This is a genomic window from Verrucosispora sp. WMMC514, assembly GCF_027497295.1.
GTDB classification, from domain to species: domain Bacteria; phylum Actinomycetota; class Actinomycetes; order Mycobacteriales; family Micromonosporaceae; genus Micromonospora; species Micromonospora palythoicola.
The window spans coordinates 3,529,767-3,546,034 of sequence record NZ_CP114906.1; the positions used below are offsets into that span (position 1 = coordinate 3,529,767).

Annotated in this window: 9 protein-coding genes; 5 read left to right on the forward strand and 4 right to left on the reverse strand. The window is 71.5% G+C overall.

The genetic code is table 11. The annotated features are described in order from the left end of the window. Window positions 1–39 precede the first annotated feature (39 nt). The gene (locus O7597_RS16550; protein ID WP_281580078.1) at window positions 40–876 is read left to right on the forward strand and encodes a hypothetical protein; all 837 of its coding nucleotides are present in this window, start codon (window positions 40–42) and stop codon (window positions 874–876) included. Between the two features lie 78 nt (window positions 877–954). On the opposite strand, the gene O7597_RS16555 is transcribed toward O7597_RS16550, so the two are convergent. Both O7597_RS16555 and O7597_RS16560 read right to left on the reverse strand, forming a co-directional pair. Further along, window positions 955–4,221 (reverse strand): S8 family serine peptidase, encoded by a 3,267-nt coding sequence (locus tag O7597_RS16555; RefSeq protein WP_281580079.1) that lies wholly within the window; start codon window positions 4,219–4,221, stop codon window positions 955–957. 163 nt (window positions 4,222–4,384) lie between these two features. After that, a complete protein-coding gene (locus O7597_RS16560; RefSeq protein ID WP_269739814.1) occupies window positions 4,385–5,554 on the reverse strand; it encodes a DNA recombination protein RmuC in 1,170 nt (389 codons plus the stop codon). 111 nt (window positions 5,555–5,665) lie between these two features. On the opposite strand from O7597_RS16560, the gene O7597_RS16565 reads away from it, so the two are divergent. Next, the gene (locus O7597_RS16565) at window positions 5,666–6,400 is read left to right on the forward strand and encodes a hypothetical protein (protein ID WP_281580080.1); all 735 of its coding nucleotides are present in this window, start codon (window positions 5,666–5,668) and stop codon (window positions 6,398–6,400) included. A 109-nt stretch (window positions 6,401–6,509) separates the two neighbouring features. Here the strand turns inward: O7597_RS16565 and ppc are convergent, their stop codons facing one another. After that, entirely contained in the window at window positions 6,510–9,296 is a 2,787-nt protein-coding gene (ppc, locus tag O7597_RS16570; protein ID WP_281580081.1) for a phosphoenolpyruvate carboxylase, read from the reverse strand. Between the two features lie 205 nt (window positions 9,297–9,501). Between ppc and O7597_RS16575 the strand changes: the two genes are divergently transcribed. Then, the gene (locus O7597_RS16575) at window positions 9,502–10,542 is read left to right on the forward strand and encodes a S66 peptidase family protein (protein ID WP_281580082.1); all 1,041 of its coding nucleotides are present in this window, start codon (window positions 9,502–9,504) and stop codon (window positions 10,540–10,542) included. 28 nt (window positions 10,543–10,570) lie between these two features. Here O7597_RS16575 and O7597_RS16580 read toward each other — a convergent pair whose 3' ends face one another. Next, window positions 10,571–11,485 carry a cyclase family protein gene (locus tag O7597_RS16580; RefSeq protein WP_281580083.1) on the reverse strand — a complete coding sequence of 305 codons (915 nt, stop codon included), beginning with the start codon at window positions 11,483–11,485 and terminating at the stop codon, window positions 10,571–10,573. Between the two features lie 285 nt (window positions 11,486–11,770). On the opposite strand from O7597_RS16580, the gene mfd reads away from it, so the two are divergent. Together mfd and O7597_RS16590 are read left to right on the forward strand one after the other, a co-directional pair. Further along, window positions 11,771–15,487, forward strand: a complete 3,717-nt coding sequence (mfd, locus tag O7597_RS16585) for a transcription-repair coupling factor (protein ID WP_281580084.1) — start codon at window positions 11,771–11,773, stop codon at window positions 15,485–15,487. Window positions 15,488–15,500: 13 nt separating this feature from the next. After that, window positions 15,501–16,268, forward strand: a complete 768-nt coding sequence (locus O7597_RS16590; protein WP_281580085.1) for a hypothetical protein — start codon at window positions 15,501–15,503, stop codon at window positions 16,266–16,268.

The window sequence follows — 16,268 nt, forward strand, 5'->3', positions numbered from 1 at the left end:
GGGCCGACGATGTGGATCAGTTGATGGCAGGATGCCCCGGTGCGGTACCGACCGATCCTTCCTGTGGCGGCCGGGGCCCTCGCCGCCGTCCACGTCCTCAACATCCTCACCGGTGTTCCGCTGCTGCGTCAGGCCGAGGTGGCCGCGTTGCTGCTGTTGGCGGCGTACGCGCTGACCGCCCGGCCACCGGACCTGCCCTGGGCGCTGCCGGTGGCGTTCGCCGTGCCCGTCGTCGACGCGTGGATCACGATGCCCGCCGAACCCGCCGACCGGGGATGGCAGGTCCTCCGAACCGACGCGGTTGACCCGACCCTGGGGTTCGTCACCGGCCTCCGACTGAGCTGGGCGGCGCTGCTTCTCGTCCTGATCCTGCTGCTGACCGGTCGGTGGCGCGATGCCCGCCCGGGACGTTCCGCCCTCACCGGTGCGGTGCTGGCGGCGACGCTCGTGGTCGGGTACGCGGCCGTCCGGCTGGCCGAGATCCACTTTGCGGTACGCGCGACCCAGCGGGCCAGTCCCGGCGACACCGGCCCGTCCGCCGTGGCCACGGTCGGCGCCGTGCTGGCACCGCTCGTCCTCGCCGTCGGCGCGTTGGTCCTGGCCGCCCTGCTGGCCGGGCGTCGCCACCGGATCGCCGCCAGCGGTGCCGTCCTGCTGGTGCTGGTCGCCGTGACCCACCTGGACGTGGCGCTCGACGCGTTGTCGCTGCCGTCGGCCGCCGGACAGGGTGTCCTGCTGACCGCCGTCTACCAGGCCAACGCGAGCCTGCCGGCGTCCGGACCAGCCGTCCTCGCCGCCGTCGAGGTGGCCGCGTACCTGCTGCTGGTGGTGGGCCTGGTCGGCCGCCACCCGGGACGGGCCGAGCCGGTCAGCTGACCGGCTCGGCCCGTGGACGGACGGAAGCCCGTCTCCGGAGAACCGGAGACGGGCTTCCTGGTGGTGCGCTTGGTGGTGTCAGTTCACCGCGCCGATGTCCACCGCGCCGCGGCCGACGACCGCGCCTTCGGTGGTCACGACGGTCAGCTCACCGTAGAGGCTCCGACCCGAGGCCGGGGCGGACTGGGCCGTCACCGTGCCCGAGATGGTGCCGGTGGCACCGTGGGCCAGCGTGAGCGGCGTGCTCGACGCCGAGAGGGTGCCGAGCGCCGGGGAGGAGAACGAGTCCCGGTAGTCGTACTCGGTGCTGCCACCGGCCCCGTCGACCGAGTACGCCTCGACGACGACGGTGTAGGTGCCCGCCACCGGGTTGTTCAGGGTCACGGACTCCTCCGAGTCGCCGTCCGCGTTGTACGCGATCAGGCTGCCACCCCGGTACACGAACAGGTCGAGGTCGGCGCCGGCATCCGAGGTGTTGCCGATGCGGGCGGTGAAGCTGGTGGCGCCCGCCGGCACGTCCACGGTGTACTCCTGCGTCGCGTACTCGACGATGGTCGGCCGCTCCGCGTGCGAGCTGGCCAGCGCGCCACCCTGGCCGGTCACCGTGACCGGGCCGAAGGTGTTCTTCAGCGACCAGGTGACCGGGGTCGGGACGCCGGCGGTGACCGACGGCAGCTCGACCACGGCCGGCTCGACCGCGACGCCCTGCACCCGTGCCTGGAGCTGGTACGGGTTGTTCAGCGACGGCGAGGTCCGCCGCGACTCGACCTCGATCTCCCAGACACCCGGCATCGGGTTCTGGTAGTCGCGCTCGAAGGCGTTGCAGACGACCGTGCTGTTGTGGTTGGTGAAGCAGGCCAGGCTGGAGGTGCTCTCCACCGGAACGCCCCACGGGTTGAACGCGATGAAACGCGTCTGCGACCCGGTGGCGATGCCGGAGAGGTTGACCTGGAGCGCACCGGCACCCGGGGGGACCGTCACGAAGTACGACGTGGTGCTGTTCCGGTCCACCGAGCCCTGCGCCGAGTAGGCGAAGTTGGGCTTGCTGACGTCGTTCGAGACCACCACCACGGCGGAGACCTCGAAGTCGATCGTGCTGGTGGCCGGGTCGTCGACGGTCACGATCGTGCCGTGCGCGCCGACGGTCTTCGGCTTGGCGATGATCGTGATGGTGACGGGCGTGTTCAGCGGCAGCGTGACGTTCTTCGGCGCCGAGAAGGTGCCGTCGTTGCCGCGCAGGCCGATGTTGTGCTTCACGTTGCCGGTCGGGCCGCTGGTCCGGGTCAGCTTGACCTGGTACGACTTCGACTGGTTGACCTGGTGGCCGCCGTCGGCGGAGCCGCAGCGGTTGTAGATGCCGGTGCCCTGGTTCGGCGTGGCCAACAGGCCGGAGAGCACCGTGCAGACCGGGGCCTCGGAGGTGTACGAGCGGGTCTGCACACCCTTCTTCAGCAGCTTCCAGGCACCCGGCACGTTGAACATGCCGTAGCCCTGCCCGTAGGTCGGGGTGTCGGCGATCGGCTTGGCGGAGGTGAAGATCGCCCGCCGCAGCATCTCCGGGGTGATGCCCTTGTCGGTCGCCCGGGCGGCCGAGAGCAGCAGCGCGGCGGCGCCGGCGGCCTGCGGAGAGGCCATCGACGTGCCGTTGAACATGCCGTAGCCCGGCGGCAGCGCGTAGCCGGCCTCGGCGACCGGGCTGCCGGGCTGCCACACCGGCGTGGTGGAGATGGCCGAACCCGGCGCGGCGATGTTCGGCTTGGCGCCACCGTCCTCACGCGGGCCGCGCGAGGAGAAGTTGAACAGCGCGTTCTTCTTCTTGACCACCGAGCCGTAGTTCGCCAGCCAGGTGTCCTTGCTGATGCTGGCGGCGACGCTGACCACGTTGCCCGCCACCGACGGGTCGCCGATGGTGTTCACACCCGGGCCGGAGTTGCCGGCCGAGATGAACATCTGCACCCCGTAGGTGGTGATCAGGTTGTTGTAGAGAGTGGCGCGGGCGTTGTTGGCGTCGTTCAGCGCCGGCAGGCCACCGATCGACATGTTGATCACGTCGACCCCGCGGTTGATCACCAGATCGGCCATGCCGGTGGTGAGCGCGGCGGCCGTGCAGCCACCGCCCCAGGAGCAGGCACGGGAGGAAACGATCTTGGCGCCGGGGGCGGCACCGTCGAACGCGCCGTTGCCGAGCATGTCGTTCGCGGCGGTGATGCCGGCGACGTGCGTGCCGTGGGCGCTCTCGATGATGCCGATGTTGACGTAGTCCACCAGGCCGGGGCCGCCGACCGGGGTGGTGTCGACGTTCTTGCGGTACTCGACGACGAACGACATCCGCTCCTTGATCGGAGTCGCCGGGTTGTCGGTGCCGAAGTGGCCGACGTCGAACTTCTCCTTGTACGGCCGCATCACGGCCTGGTCGGTGAAGTCGCCGTCCTGATCGGTGTCGACCCAGATGTTGTTGGTGGCCGGGTCGAAGAGAATGCCGAACTGGTCGGTGTTGTCCCCGTCGCGGTTGACGTCACCGGCCGGGTCGCTCTGGTTCGTGATGTTCTCACTGAACAGGTTGAACCGGTAGGTGCCGGCCGGCGCGGTCCAGGTGCGACCGGCCAGGGTGAACGTCGGCCCGGTCACCTGGTTGAGCATCGGACGCCAGGTGGAGTCCTCGAACGGGTCGGTCGCGGTGACCCAGTCGACGATCTTGCGTTCGCCGGTGGTGGTCTCCTGCAGCGCCGGGTGCTCCAGATCCACGCCGGAGTCCATGATGCCGATGGTGACGCCTCGGCCGTCCCACTTCTTGTGCTGCTTGACGAACTTGACCGCACCGGTCTCGTTCGTCGGCATGTACGGGTTGTCGGCCTTGGTCCGGGCGCCCGGTCCGCTGAGCGTCCCGCCCTGCTTGCCGCCCTTCGTGCCGCCCGGGGCGACCTCGGGCTTCGGGTCGGGCAGCTGGATCTTCTCGTCCAGGTCGATGGTGGCCACGCCGGGCAGCTTGGCGGCCTTGACCGCCTTGCCGGTCGGCACCTTGGCGAGCACGTAACCGATGGTGTCGAAGCGCTCGGTGACGGCCGCGCCGAGATCCTCGAGGTCGTCGGCGACGTCCTTCGCCTTGCCCTTGTCGGTGGCGACGATCATCGTGACCGTGGGGGCCTTCTTCGCCTCCGCCTCGGCGAGCAGCTTGGCGTCGTGCTGGTCCAACGACTCGGCGGGGGTGGCCTGCGCGGCGTCGGGTCCGGCAGGAGCGGCGCTCGCGGTGGCGGCACCGCCCGCCACGGTCACGGCGCTGGCCGCCATCACCGAGGCGAAGAGCGCGGCGGAGGTACGCCGGCTCAGGTTTCGGGGTTTACTCACGTTCTCTTTCCTCCAGAGAACTCAGGCGCCCTCAGAAGCAGGGCACGCGTGAGCGAAATCCTTCGTGGTGCCGACCGTCGATGTCACTACCGCCAGGTACGTTGTGACCATCTCGTGATATGCGAGACGCTCATTGTCACATCGAAGATGATAGGGGCCGATTTCAGTTAGACCGAGTTCGATCATCTGGAGTGGATTCGACGAGCAGCTCTGGCGCTTGCGGCTGTCGTGGCGCCAGTTCCACCTGCCCCGGGCTGGGCAGTTCCTGATCCGACACGCCCAGTTCCGCCAGCTTGCGGGCGCTCACCAGCACCCGCGCCTCCAGCGAGCCCACCGCCCGGTTGTACGCGGTGACCGCACCACCGAGTGAGGCACCGAGTTTGCCGACGTGGTCGCCGAGCGTCGACAACCGTCCGTACAGTTCCCGCGCCAGCGTGTGCACGGCCATCGCATTGCGGGTCAGCTGTTCCTGCCGCCACGACCAGGCGACCGTACGCAGCAGCGCGACCAGGGTGGCCGGGGTGGCCAGCACCACGTTACGGGCGAAGGCGTGCTCCAACAGCGTCGGATCACGTTGCAGTGCGACGTCCAGAAAAGGATCGGCCGGCACGAAGAGCACCACGAACTCCGGAGTGGACTCGAACGCGGACCAGTACGACTTGGCGGCCAGCGCGTCGACGTGCGCCCGCAGGTGCTTGGCGTGCGCGTCGAGATGGGTGTCCCGGCCCCGCTCGTCGCGCGCCTCCATCGCGGTGAGGTACGCGTCGAACGGCGCCTTCGCGTCCACCACCACGCTCCGGCCGCCGTGCAGGCGAACCACCAGGTCGGGGCGTACCGTCTGCTGGTCGGTGGCGGCGGTGACCTGCTCGGCGAAGTCACAGTGTTCCAGCATTCCGGCGGCCTCGACGATGCGGCGCAGCTGGTGTTCGCCCCACCGTCCACGTACCTGCGGCGCACGCAGGGCGGCCACCAACTGCTTCGTCTCCGTCCGCAGCTCGCCGGAGACCGCGCTCATCGCGCGGACCTGTTCGCGCAGCTCGGCGTACGCGTCGACCCGCTCACGTTCGAGATCGGCGACCCGCTGCTCGTAGCGCCGCAGCGTCTCGTGCAACGGGGCCACCGCCCGGGCGACCGCCTCCTGCGACTGGGCCGTCGCCTCGTAGCTCAGCGCCCGCATCGACTGCTCCAGCCGCGCCTCGCCCTCCCGGGTGGCGCGCAGCGTGGCGTCCAGCCGGGTGATCTCGGTCACCGAGCGGGCCCGGGCGGCGAACCAGCCGACCGCGCCGCCGGCACCGAGACAGACGACGACAACCGCGAGGGTCTCCAGGTCCATCCTCAGGAGCTTGCCAAAAGTGGGCCCGGTACGCCCGGACGGGTGCGTCCTGATTCCCCCGCGCCGGAATCGTCGCAGCGGAGCTGGTTGGTCCACGCTGGGTAGGTTGAGATGGTGGAACTTCTGCTGCTCGTACTGATCGTGGTGGTGCTCGGCGGTGCCCTGCTCTGGTGGCGCCGGGAACGCGCCGCCCGTGAGGCCCGCAACCTCGCCGACGTGCGGGCCGACGCGCGGCGGTGGTACGAACGCCTCGGCGGACAGGTGATGAACCTCAGCGGCGAGGACCCGGCGGCACGCCAGGCACTTGCCGACGCCGCCGAGCGCTACCACGCCGCCGGCTCCCAGCTGGAGCAGGCCGGCAGCATCACGCAGTACCGGCTTGCCCGGGAGACCGCGGTGGAGGGCCTCACCTACATCCGGGCGGCCCGGCTGGCGCTCGGCATCGACCCGGGCCCACCCCTGCCACCGTTGGCCGCCGCCAGCGGCGCCGGGGAACTGACCGTGCCGCGTCAGGTCGAGGTGCAGGGGCAGACGTTCCAGGCCGGCCCGCAGCCGGGGCAGGACACGCCTTACTACTACCCGGGCGGGCGGGTGCGGGGCCGACCGGTGCCGGCCGGGTGGTACTCCACCCCCTGGTGGAAGACGGCGTTCGGGGCCGGCGTCGGGGTGCTCGGCGGCATGCTGATCGCGGACGCGCTGTTCTCGCCGTCCTTCGGCGACCCCGGATATGACGCCGCCGCCGCGGGTGGCTTCGACGATCCGGGCGACGTCGGCGCGGACTTCGGTGGCGGCGATTTCGGTGGCGGCGATTTTGGCGGCGGCGATTTCGGTGGCGGGGACTTCTGACGCCCACCATCGTTCGACTACCTAACGAGCCGACCGAGCGCTGTCAGGATCAGGAAGGGCACCTTTCGCTACCGGAGGCGAAAGATGCCCTTCCTGATCACACAACCTCTCAGCCGGTGTTGCGCATGCCGGCGGCGATGCCGTTGACCGTGGTGAGCAGGGCCCGCTCCAGGGCGGTGCCGTCGCTCGGGGCGCGTCGGCCACCCGGTGCGGTGGCCACCGCCCGGCCGGCCGCCCCGGAGTCGCGGTACTGCCGCAGCAACGCCACCTGAAGGTGGTGCAGCGGCTCCAGATAGGTGTCACGTACGGCGAGGGTGCGTTGCAACACCGGGGAGTTCTCCAGCAGGTCCGGTGAGTCGGTGACGGCGAGCACCTCGCGCCGGGTCAGCTCGTACTCCTGCTCGATCTTGTCGAAGATCGGGTGCAGCTGCTTCGGGACCAGGGTCTCGACGTACCGGCGGGCGATGCCGAGGTCGGTCTTGGTCAGCATCATCTCCACGTTGGACAGGAACGTGCGGAAGAAGTGCCAGTTGCGGTGCATTTCGGCGAGCACGTCGGCCAGCCCGGCCTCCCGGGCGGCGGCCAGGCCGGAGCCGACCCCGAACCAGCCGGGCACGATCTGCCGGGTCTGGGTCCAGCCGAACACCCACGGGATGGCCCGCAGCCCGGACAGCCCGGCGCCGGTGTTCGGCCGCTTCGCCGGCCGGGAGCCGATGTTCAACGCACCGAGCAGTTCGGTCGGGGTGGAGGCCCAGAAGTACGCGGGCAGGTCCGGATCCTCCACCAGTGAGCGGTACGACCGGAACGCCGACTCGGACACCACGTCCATCGTCGCGTCCCAGCGTTCCAACATCTCGGCGGGTTGGCGGGGCGCGGTGTGCAGAAGCGTCGCCTGGAGCACGGCGGCCACGCTCAGCTCGAGGTTCTCCCGAGCCAGCGCGGGCAGGGTGTACTTGTCGGAGATGACCTCACCCTGCTCGGTCACCTTGATCGCGCCGTCCAGGGTGCCGTACGGCTGAGCCAGGATCGCGTCGTGCGTGGGGCCGCCACCACGTCCGACCGTGCCACCCCGGCCGTGGAAGAGCCGCAGGTGCACGCCGTGCCGAGCGGCCACGTCGCGCAGTGCCCGCTGGGCCCGGTGGATCGACCACTGGCTGGTGGTGATGCCGGCTTCCTTGTTGGAGTCGGAGTAACCGAGCATCACCTCCTGCACGTCGCCCCGGGCCGCCACCAGCGCCCGGTACGCCGGCAGCGACAGCAGCTCGTCGAGCAGCTCGCCGCCGGAGTTCAGCTCGGCCGGGGTCTCCAGCAGCGGCACGATGCCGATCCGGGCCCGGCCGCTGTGCACGTCGACCAGGCCGGCCTCGCGGGCGAGCACCACGGCGGCGAGCACGTCGTCCACGCCGAGGGTCATCGAGATGATGTACGACTCGATCACCTCGGCGCCGAACCGGTCCTGCGCCTCCCGGATGGTGCTGAACACGTCGAAGGTCTTGCGTGCCGACTGGCTCAGCGGGGTGTCCGACGTCGACAGCGGCCGGCGACTGGCCAGCTCGTCGGCGAGCAGCTTGGTGCGCTCCAGCCGGCTCAGCGACGGGTAGTCGTCCACCTCACCCACCGCCGCGTACAGCTGGGTGAGCACCTCGTGGTGCTTCTCGGCGTGCTCGCGGACGTCCATGGTCGCCAGGTGCAGACCGAACGCCGAGACGGTACGGATGGTCGAGGCGAGCCGGCCGACGGCGGTGAGCTGACCGGAGTTGCGGGCCAGCGAGGCACGCAGCAGATCGAGGTCGGCGATCAGCTCGGCCGAACCCCGGTAGTCGCGCCCCGGCACGTGCGGGGTGCCCTGACGCAGCCGGGCCCGGGTGTTGGCGAGCTTGGCGCGGACACAGCGGGCCTTGAGCCGATACGGCTCCTCGGCGTTGACCCGACGGAAGCGCGGTGCCACCTCGGGCAGCGCGTCGAGGTCGGCGGCGAGGCTGGCGGACAGGTCGAGCGAGACCCCGCGCAGGCGACGGGAGACCGACACCTCGTTGATCAGCTCTTCCATCGCCGCCTCGGTGGCGGCCAGGCCGTGCTCGTGCTGGATGGCCAGCACCTCGCGGGTCACCGCCGGAGTGACGAACGGGTTGCCGTCCCGGTCACCGCCGATCCAGGTGCCGAAGGTCAGCGGTCGGGCCGTCGGCGAGGTCTCCACGCCGAGCGTACGCAGCGTCTCGGCGAGGTCGTCGAGCACCTGCGGGGCCGCCTCGGCGTACAGGTCACGCAGGTAGTAGATGGCGTTGCGCGCCTCGTCGGTCGGGTCCGGCCGGTCCAGCCGCAGCTCGTCGGTCTGCCACATCAGGTCGAGCAGCTCGGCCAGCCGCCGGTTCGCCGGGCCCTCGTCGCTGGCGCCGTAGAGGATCGCGTTGGCCGTCTCGGCGTCCAGCTCGTCGGCGATCGCGCGCAGCTTCGACAGGATCGACCGGCGGGCCGCCTCGGTCGGGTGAGCGGTGAAGACCGGACGTACCGCCAGCCGGCGGGCCACCGAGGCGATCTCCTCGGCCGGCACCCCGCGTTCGGCGATCATCTTGGCCGCCTGGTCCAGCCAGCCGCCCTGGACGGCGCGGCGCCGCCGCAGGTCCCGGGCCCGGTGCACCTGCTCGGTGATGTTGGCCAGGTGGAAGTAGGTGGAGAAGGCGCGGGCCAGCTTGGTGCCGGTGGTCACGTCGAGCCCGCCGAGCCGCCGGGCGGCGGCCGGGGCGTCGGTGCGGACCTGGGCCCGGATCTCCTCGACGAGGTCGAGCAGCGGGCGGCCCTCCTGGCGGGCCAGGGTCTGCCCGAGCAACGTGCCCAACCTACGGATGTCGGCGCGCAGCGCGGCGTCGGGGCCGTCGTGATCGTGCTGGTCGGTCACCATGCGCTCCTCACGTCAAGTACGAAGGACAGCGCTGTCCGACTCCCCCGATCGTATCCACGCGAACCCGCCCGGAAGGAAGGCCCCCTTGATAACGCCCGTCGTTTCAGGGGGACCCCAGCCGGACGTCGACGCTGCAGAGGTTCGCCGGTCGAGGACTTCCGGGGGTCGAAAACCGCTGTTCACGGCCGATAGCGTCGAGGACATGACGTCGTTGGTCCAGCCACCGAAGCCGCGACCTGGCGATCGAGTGGCGATCGTCTCACCCTCCGCCGGTCTGCCCGCTCTCTTCCCGCACGTGTACGAACTGGGGCTGCGCCGGCTGCGTGCGGAGTACGGCCTGGAGCCGGTCGAGTACCCGACCACCCGGGTCATGGGCGCCGACCCGCGCGACCGCGCCCGGGACCTGACCGCCGCCTTCGCCGATCCGACGATCACCGCCGTGCTGGCCACCGTCGGCGGCGACGATCTGATCACCGTGACGCCGCATTTGGACGACGAGGTGCTGCGGGCCAACCCGAAGCCCTACTTCGGGTACTCCGACAACACCAACGTGCTCAACCACCTGCACCGGCTGGGCGTGGTCAGCTATCACGGCGGGTCCGTGCTGGTGCACCTCGGCCGCCCCGGCGCGCTGCACCCGCTGACCGCCGACTCGCTGCGCGCGGCGCTGTTCGGCAGCGACTGGTACGACCTGACCCCGGCGGCGCAGTGGGGCGACGAGCCGAACGACTGGAACGATCCCGCGTCGCTCGCCGCCGAGCCGGTGATGTTCCCCGGCACCGGTTGGCGTTGGCAGGGGCCGGCGAAGGTGGTCGAGGGACGCACCTGGGGCGGCAACCTGGAGGTGCTGCACTGGCTGCTCGCCGCCGACCGGGTCGCTCCGGCGGCCACGCTGGCCGGGTCGGTCTTCCTGATGGAGACCTCGGAGGAGTTGCCATCGGCCGTCGAGGTCTACCGGATGCTGCGTAACCTCGGTGAGCGTGGGCTGCTCGGCGGCTTCCCCGCCGCGCTCGTCGGCCGCGCCAAGGCGTGGGAGTTCAGCCGCCGGCTCACCCCGGCCGAGAAGCAGGCGTACGCCGAGGACCAGCGCGCCGCCGTCACCCGTGCCTTCGCCGAGTACGCCAGCGACACGGTCCTGGTCTTCGACGTCGACTTCGGTCACACCGATCCGCAGCTGATCATCCCGTACGGCGGCGAGGTCCGGGTGGACGCGGTCCAGCGACGCATCTCGGTCCGCTACTGACCGCCAAGCCGACGCGCCGAGGGGCCCCTCAGTCCACGACGGCGAAGGCGCGGACGGGGAAGGTGCCCATGCCGGCCACCCTCGGTGGCGCGGCGGTGAACCGGAAGCCGTCCGGCGGCAGGGCGTCCAGCCCGGTCAGGTGCTCCACGATCGGGATGCCGGCGGCCAGCAGGAGGCTGTGCGCGGGCCGCTCGCCGCCGGCCGCGGGACCCATGGCGTCAATGTTGATCGAGTCGATGCCGACCAGGGCGGCGCCCGCGTCCACCAGCGCCCGCGCGCCGTCAGCGGTCAGGTGGGGCGCCTCCGGTGCGCCGTACCCGTCGGTGCCGAAGTGCGCGTCCCAGCCGGTGTGCAGCAGCACCGCCTTGCCGGCCACGTCGTACGGCGCCAGCAGCAGCCGGTCCGCCGCGCGGGTGCCGGCGTGCAGCCGGACGACGAGTCCGGGCAGGTCGGCGAGGCGGTCCAGCGGGAAACCGGACAGGTCGGCACCGTCGGCGTACCGGTGGGCGGGGGTGTCCAGGTAGGTGCCGGTGTTGGCGATCATGTCGATCCGGGCCACCTGGAACTCGGTGCCCGGCGCGTAGTGCTCGCGGGACGCCTCGCGGCTCAGCCACTCGGTGATCTTCGGGGCCGGCCAGCCGGGCAGGGTGGTCATCCCGTCGGTGACCAGGTGACTCAACTCGATCAGCCGCCGCCCGTGGGCGCTGTCCACGGCATTGCGGACGGCGCGACCGCCCTTGTGCGGTTCCTCGATGACCGTCTTGTTGGTGATCCGTACCTCGGCGACCATCAGCAGACCGAGATGCCGGACGAACAGCGCCGCCAGGTCGGCGTCGTCGATCCGGTCACCCGGGATGTCCAACCGGAACCCCTCGGTGCTCAGGCCCCCGCCGTTGGCGAAGGCGACCTCCGCGTCGAACCGCGCACGATATTCCCCGCTCATTCCAGCACCCGATCACCCCCCCACCCGACCAGTCAAGATCCGCCACTGCCCCTGCCGCCCCGGGCGAGGCGACAACTTCGGGCAAAGTGTGGCCTCCCACGCCCCGCAGCCTGCACTTTCCCCGCAGTTGCACACGCCTCCGGACGGTCGGGGCGCTTCTGTGCGGCGGCGGCCGGGAGGGTGGGAAGCGGGGTGAAGGTCGGTGGGCAGAGCTAGGCTGGCATCCGCACCCCCCGTCCGGGCTGGACGCGGGGTGATCGTCGTGTCCCCATCTCGGAAGTGATCATGACTGCGCTCACCGGACTGTTCGCCGCCGCCCTGGCCGACCCGGGCCTGGCCCGCGTCCGTGACCTGGCGCGCTCCGGTGCGGCCCAGGTCGACGGGCTCGACCTGACCGCCCCGCCGGCGCTGCGCCCGTTCGCGGTCGCCGCGGTCGCGGCGGATCCCGACGACCGTGCCGGCGGCCCGGGAAGCGGCGGCGGCTCGGGGAGCGGCGGCGGCCCGGGGAGCGGCGCGACGGCCGGCGGCGCGGGGCGGGCGGTGCTGGCGGTCACCGCCACCAGCCGCGAGGCCGAGGATCTCGTCGCCGCGCTGGGCAGCCTGCTGCCGCCCGAGCAGGTGGCGATCTTCCCGAGCTGGGAGACGCTGCCGCACGAGCGACTCTCCCCACGTTCCGACACCGTCGGCCGGCGGTTGGCCGTGCTGCGCCGGCTCGCGCACCCGGACTCGGCGGACGCGCACGGGCGCACCGGCCCGCTGCGGGTGGTGGTGGCCCCCGTCCGCTCGGTGCTGCAACCCCAGCTCAAGGGGCTCGGCGACCTGGAACCGGTCCGGTTGGCCGCCGGCGACGAGGCCGACCTGGAGCAGGTCGCCCGCCGGCTCACCGACATGGCGTACGCCCGCGTCGACCTGGTCACCAAGCGGGGCGAGTTCGCCGTGCGCGGCGGCATCCTGGACGTCTTCCCGCCCACCGACGAGCACCCGTCCCGGGTCGAGTTCTGGGGCGACGAGGTGGAGGAGATCCGCACCTTCGCCGTCGCCGACCAGCGCACCATCGAGCAGATCCCCCAGCTGTGGGCCCCGCCCTGCCGGGAACTGCTGCTCACCCCCGAGATCCGGGAGCGGGCCGCCACCCTCGCCCAGCAGCACCCGGAGCTGGCCGAGATCCTGGACAAGCTTGCCGGCGGGGTGCCGGTGGAGGGCATGGAGTCCCTGGCCCCGGCGTTGATCGGCGACGGCTCGATGGAGTTGCTGTTGGACTGCATGCCGGCCGGCACCCACGTGCTGCTCTGCGACCCGGAGCGGATCCGCACCCGGGCGCACGATCTGGTGCGTACCTCGGAGGAGTTCCTCCAGGCCAGTTGGGCCGCGGCCGCCGTCGGTGGCCAGGCCCCGGTGGACCTCGGCGCCGCCGCCTTCCACACCCTCGCGGACGTACGCGCGCACGCCGCGACCCTGCGCCAGCCCTGGTGGACGCTGTCCCCGTTCGGCCTGGCCGAGCCGGTCGGCCCGGCCGCGACCCGGCAGCCCTGGGAGGACGAGCCGGCGGCGGTCGACGTCACTCCCGACGACGCGATCGCGGTGGCCCTGGCGGCCCAGCCCGCGCCGCTCTACCACGGCGAGACCGCCCGGGTGGTCGACGACCTCAAGCGGTGGGCCGGCGAGGGCTGGTCGATCGCGCTGGTCTTCGAGGGGCACGGCCCCGCCCAACGGGCCGTCGAGGTGCTCCGGGACGGCGGTCTCGGTGCCCGGATGACCGAGGAGGTGCCGGCCGCGCCCGCCCCCGGGGAACTGCTGGTCACCTGCGGCAGCCTGACCGGTGGCTTCGTCGACGAGGCGGCCCGGTTCGTGCTGCTCACCGGCAGCGACGTGACCGGCGGTCGGGGCGTGTCCACCCGTGACATGCGTAAGATGCCGAGCCGGCGGCGCAACACCATCGACCCGCTGGAGCTGCGCGCCGGCGACCACGTGGTGCACGAGCAGCACGGCATCGGCCGGTACGTCGAACTGGTGCAGCGCACCGTGAACGGCGCCTCCCGGGAGTACCTCGTCATCGAGTACGCCCCGAGCAAGCGCGGCCAGCCCGGTGACCGCCTCTTCGTCCCCACCGACCAGCTCGACCAGTTGAGCCGCTACGTCGGCGGCGAGCAGCCCACCCTGCACAAGATGGGCGGCTCGGACTGGCAGAAGTCCAAGGCCCGGGCCCGCAAGGCGGTCAAGGAGATCGCCGCCCAGCTGATCCAGCTCTACGCCGCCCGCAAGGCGTCCAAGGGGCACAACTTCGGGCCGGACACCCCGTGGCAGCGGGAGTTGGAGGACGCCTTCCCCTGGCAGGAGACGCCCGACCAGCTCGCCGCCATCGAAGAGGTCAAGCGGGACATGGAGCAGAGCATCCCGATGGACCGGCTGATCTGCGGCGACGTCGGCTACGGCAAGACCGAGATCGCGGTACGGGCGGCGTTCAAGGCGGTGCAGGACGGCAAGCAGGTGGCCGTGCTGGTGCCGACCACCCTGCTGGTGCAGCAGCACTACAACACCTTCGCCGAGCGGATGAGTCAGTTCCCGGTGACCATCCGGCAGCTGTCCCGCTTCCAGACGCCCAAGGAGGCGGAGCAGACCCTGGCGATGGTCGCCGACGGCACCGCCGACATCGTCATCGGCACCCACCGACTGCTGGCGTCGGCCACCCGGTTCAAGTCGCTCGGGCTGGTCATCGTCGACGAGGAGCAGCGCTTCGGCGTCGAGCACAAGGAGCACCTCAAGTCGATGCGGGCCGCGGTCGACGTGCTGAGCATGTCCGCCACCCCGATTCCGCGCACCCTGGAGATGGCGATCACCGGCATCCGGGAGATGTCCACGATCGCCACCCCGCCGGAGGAGCGGCACCCGGTGCTCACCGCCGTCGGTGCCCAGGACGACCGGCAGGTGGCCGCCGCGATCCACCGTGAGCTGCTCCGCGACGGTCAGGTCTTCTACCTGCACAACCGGGTCGAGTCGATCGAGCGGACCGCTCGCCGGCTGCGCGAGCTGGTGCCCGAGGCGCGGGTGGCGGTGGCGCACGGGCAGATGGGTGAGGACGCCCTGGAAAAGGTCATGGTCGGCTTCTGGGAGAAGGAGTACGACGTCCTGGTCTGCACCACGATCGTCGAGTCCGGCATCGACATCCCGAACGCCAACACGCTGATCGTGGAGCGGGCCGACCTGCTCGGCCTGGCTCAGCTGCACCAGATCCGGGGCCGGGTGGGCCGGGGCCGGGAGCGGGCGTACGCGTACTTCCTCTATCCGCCGGACAAGCCGCTCACCGAGCACGCCCACGAGCGGCTGGCCACCATCGCCCAGCACACCGAGCTGGGCGCCGGCATGTACGTGGCCATGAAGGACCTGGAGATCCGGGGCGCCGGCAACCTGCTCGGCGGCGAGCAGTCCGGGCACATCGAGGGCGTCGGGTTCGACCTGTACGTGCGGATGGTCGGTGAGGCGGTGCAGGCGTTCAAGGGTGAGCGTCCGGAGGAGGAGACCGACATCAAGATCGATCTCCCGGTGGACGCGCACCTGCCGCACGACTACGTGGGGGTGGAGCGGCTGCGCCTGGAGATGTACCGCAAGCTCGCCGAGGCCCGCGACGAGGAGCGGTTGCGCGAGGTGGCCGCCGAGATGACCGACCGGTACGGCGAGCCGCCCGTACCCGTGCAGAACCTGATCGCGGTGGCCCGGTTCCGGCTGCTGGCCCGGTCCTACGGCCTCACCGACGTCAGCATGCAGGGCAAACACCTCCGGTTCGGTCCGCTGCCGCTGCCCGACTCCAAGCAGTTGCGGCTCAAGCGCTACCACCCCGACTCGGTCTACAAGGCCGCCCTCGACCAGGTAAGCGTTCCCCGCCCGATGACCCGCCGGGTGGGTGGCGAGCCGCTGCGCGACCAGCCCCTGTTGGAGTGGTGCGCCCAGCTCCTCTCCGACGTGCTCGGCGCACCCGCCGGTGTCACCGGTGGACAGGGGGCATGAGAGAGTGACGGGCATGCGTGCTCGCCGTCTTGTCGCCGTCGCCAGCGTGGCGGTCGGCCTCGTCGCCCTCGCCGGTTGCCGTTCCGAGCCCGGTGTCGCCGCGTACGTCGGTGACCATCGGATCACCGAGGACGCGGTCACCGAGGTCATCGAGGACGTTCAGGCGAAGAACCCGACCCCGGCCGAGGGGGACGAGGTGCCGCCCGGCCAGGAGCCTCCGCTGCCCGGCCAGGAGCCCCAGCTGCCCGCGCGCAGCCAGGTGGTGAGCACCCTGGTGCTCAGCGAGGTCTGCGAGCGGGTCTCCGCCGACGAGGGCTACCGGCCGCAGAACCAGATCGACCCGGCGCAGGTGGCGCAGGGCATCGGCCTGAGCCCGGAGACGGGGTACGTGCGGCAGGTGGCCGAGCTGTACACCTGCCTGTCCGGCATCCCGATCGGCGCTCCGGTGGCCCCCACCGAGCAGGAGCTGACCGAGCTGGTCGAGGCGGGCAAGCGGGCCGGCGCGGTGCCGCCCGAGGTGACCGTCGAGGAGGCCGCCGCCCAGCTCGACGGCGACCAGCTGCGCCAGGCCCTGGCCAACCGCAACTCGCTGCGCGAGGCCGTCGATACCTACGACGTGACGGTCAACCCCCGGTACCGGCCGCTGGTGTTCCCGGTGCTGAGCTTCACCGGTCAGGCCATCGCGGTGGGCGTACCGCTGGGTGAGCCGGGCTCCGACGCGGTCACCGACATCTCCACCCCGCAGCCGCGCCCCGAGCCGCCCGTACCGTCCGCCGGCTGA

Bases quoted from the DNA above. Each gene is read 5' to 3' on its own strand.
- mfd (WP_281580084.1), top strand. From the start codon at position 11,771: ATGACTGCGCTCACCGGACTGTTCGCCGCCGCCCTGGCCGACCCGGGC.
- O7597_RS16575 (WP_281580082.1), top strand. From the start codon at position 9,502: ATGACGTCGTTGGTCCAGCCACCGAAGCCGCGACCTGGCGATCGAGTG.
- O7597_RS16560 (WP_269739814.1), bottom strand. From the start codon at position 5,554: ATGGACCTGGAGACCCTCGCGGTTGTCGTCGTCTGTCTCGGTGCCGGC.
- O7597_RS16580 (WP_281580083.1), bottom strand. From the start codon at position 11,485: ATGAGCGGGGAATATCGTGCGCGGTTCGACGCGGAGGTCGCCTTCGCC.
- O7597_RS16565 (WP_281580080.1), top strand. From the start codon at position 5,666: ATGGTGGAACTTCTGCTGCTCGTACTGATCGTGGTGGTGCTCGGCGGT.
- O7597_RS16590 (WP_281580085.1), top strand. From the start codon at position 15,501: ATGCGTGCTCGCCGTCTTGTCGCCGTCGCCAGCGTGGCGGTCGGCCTC.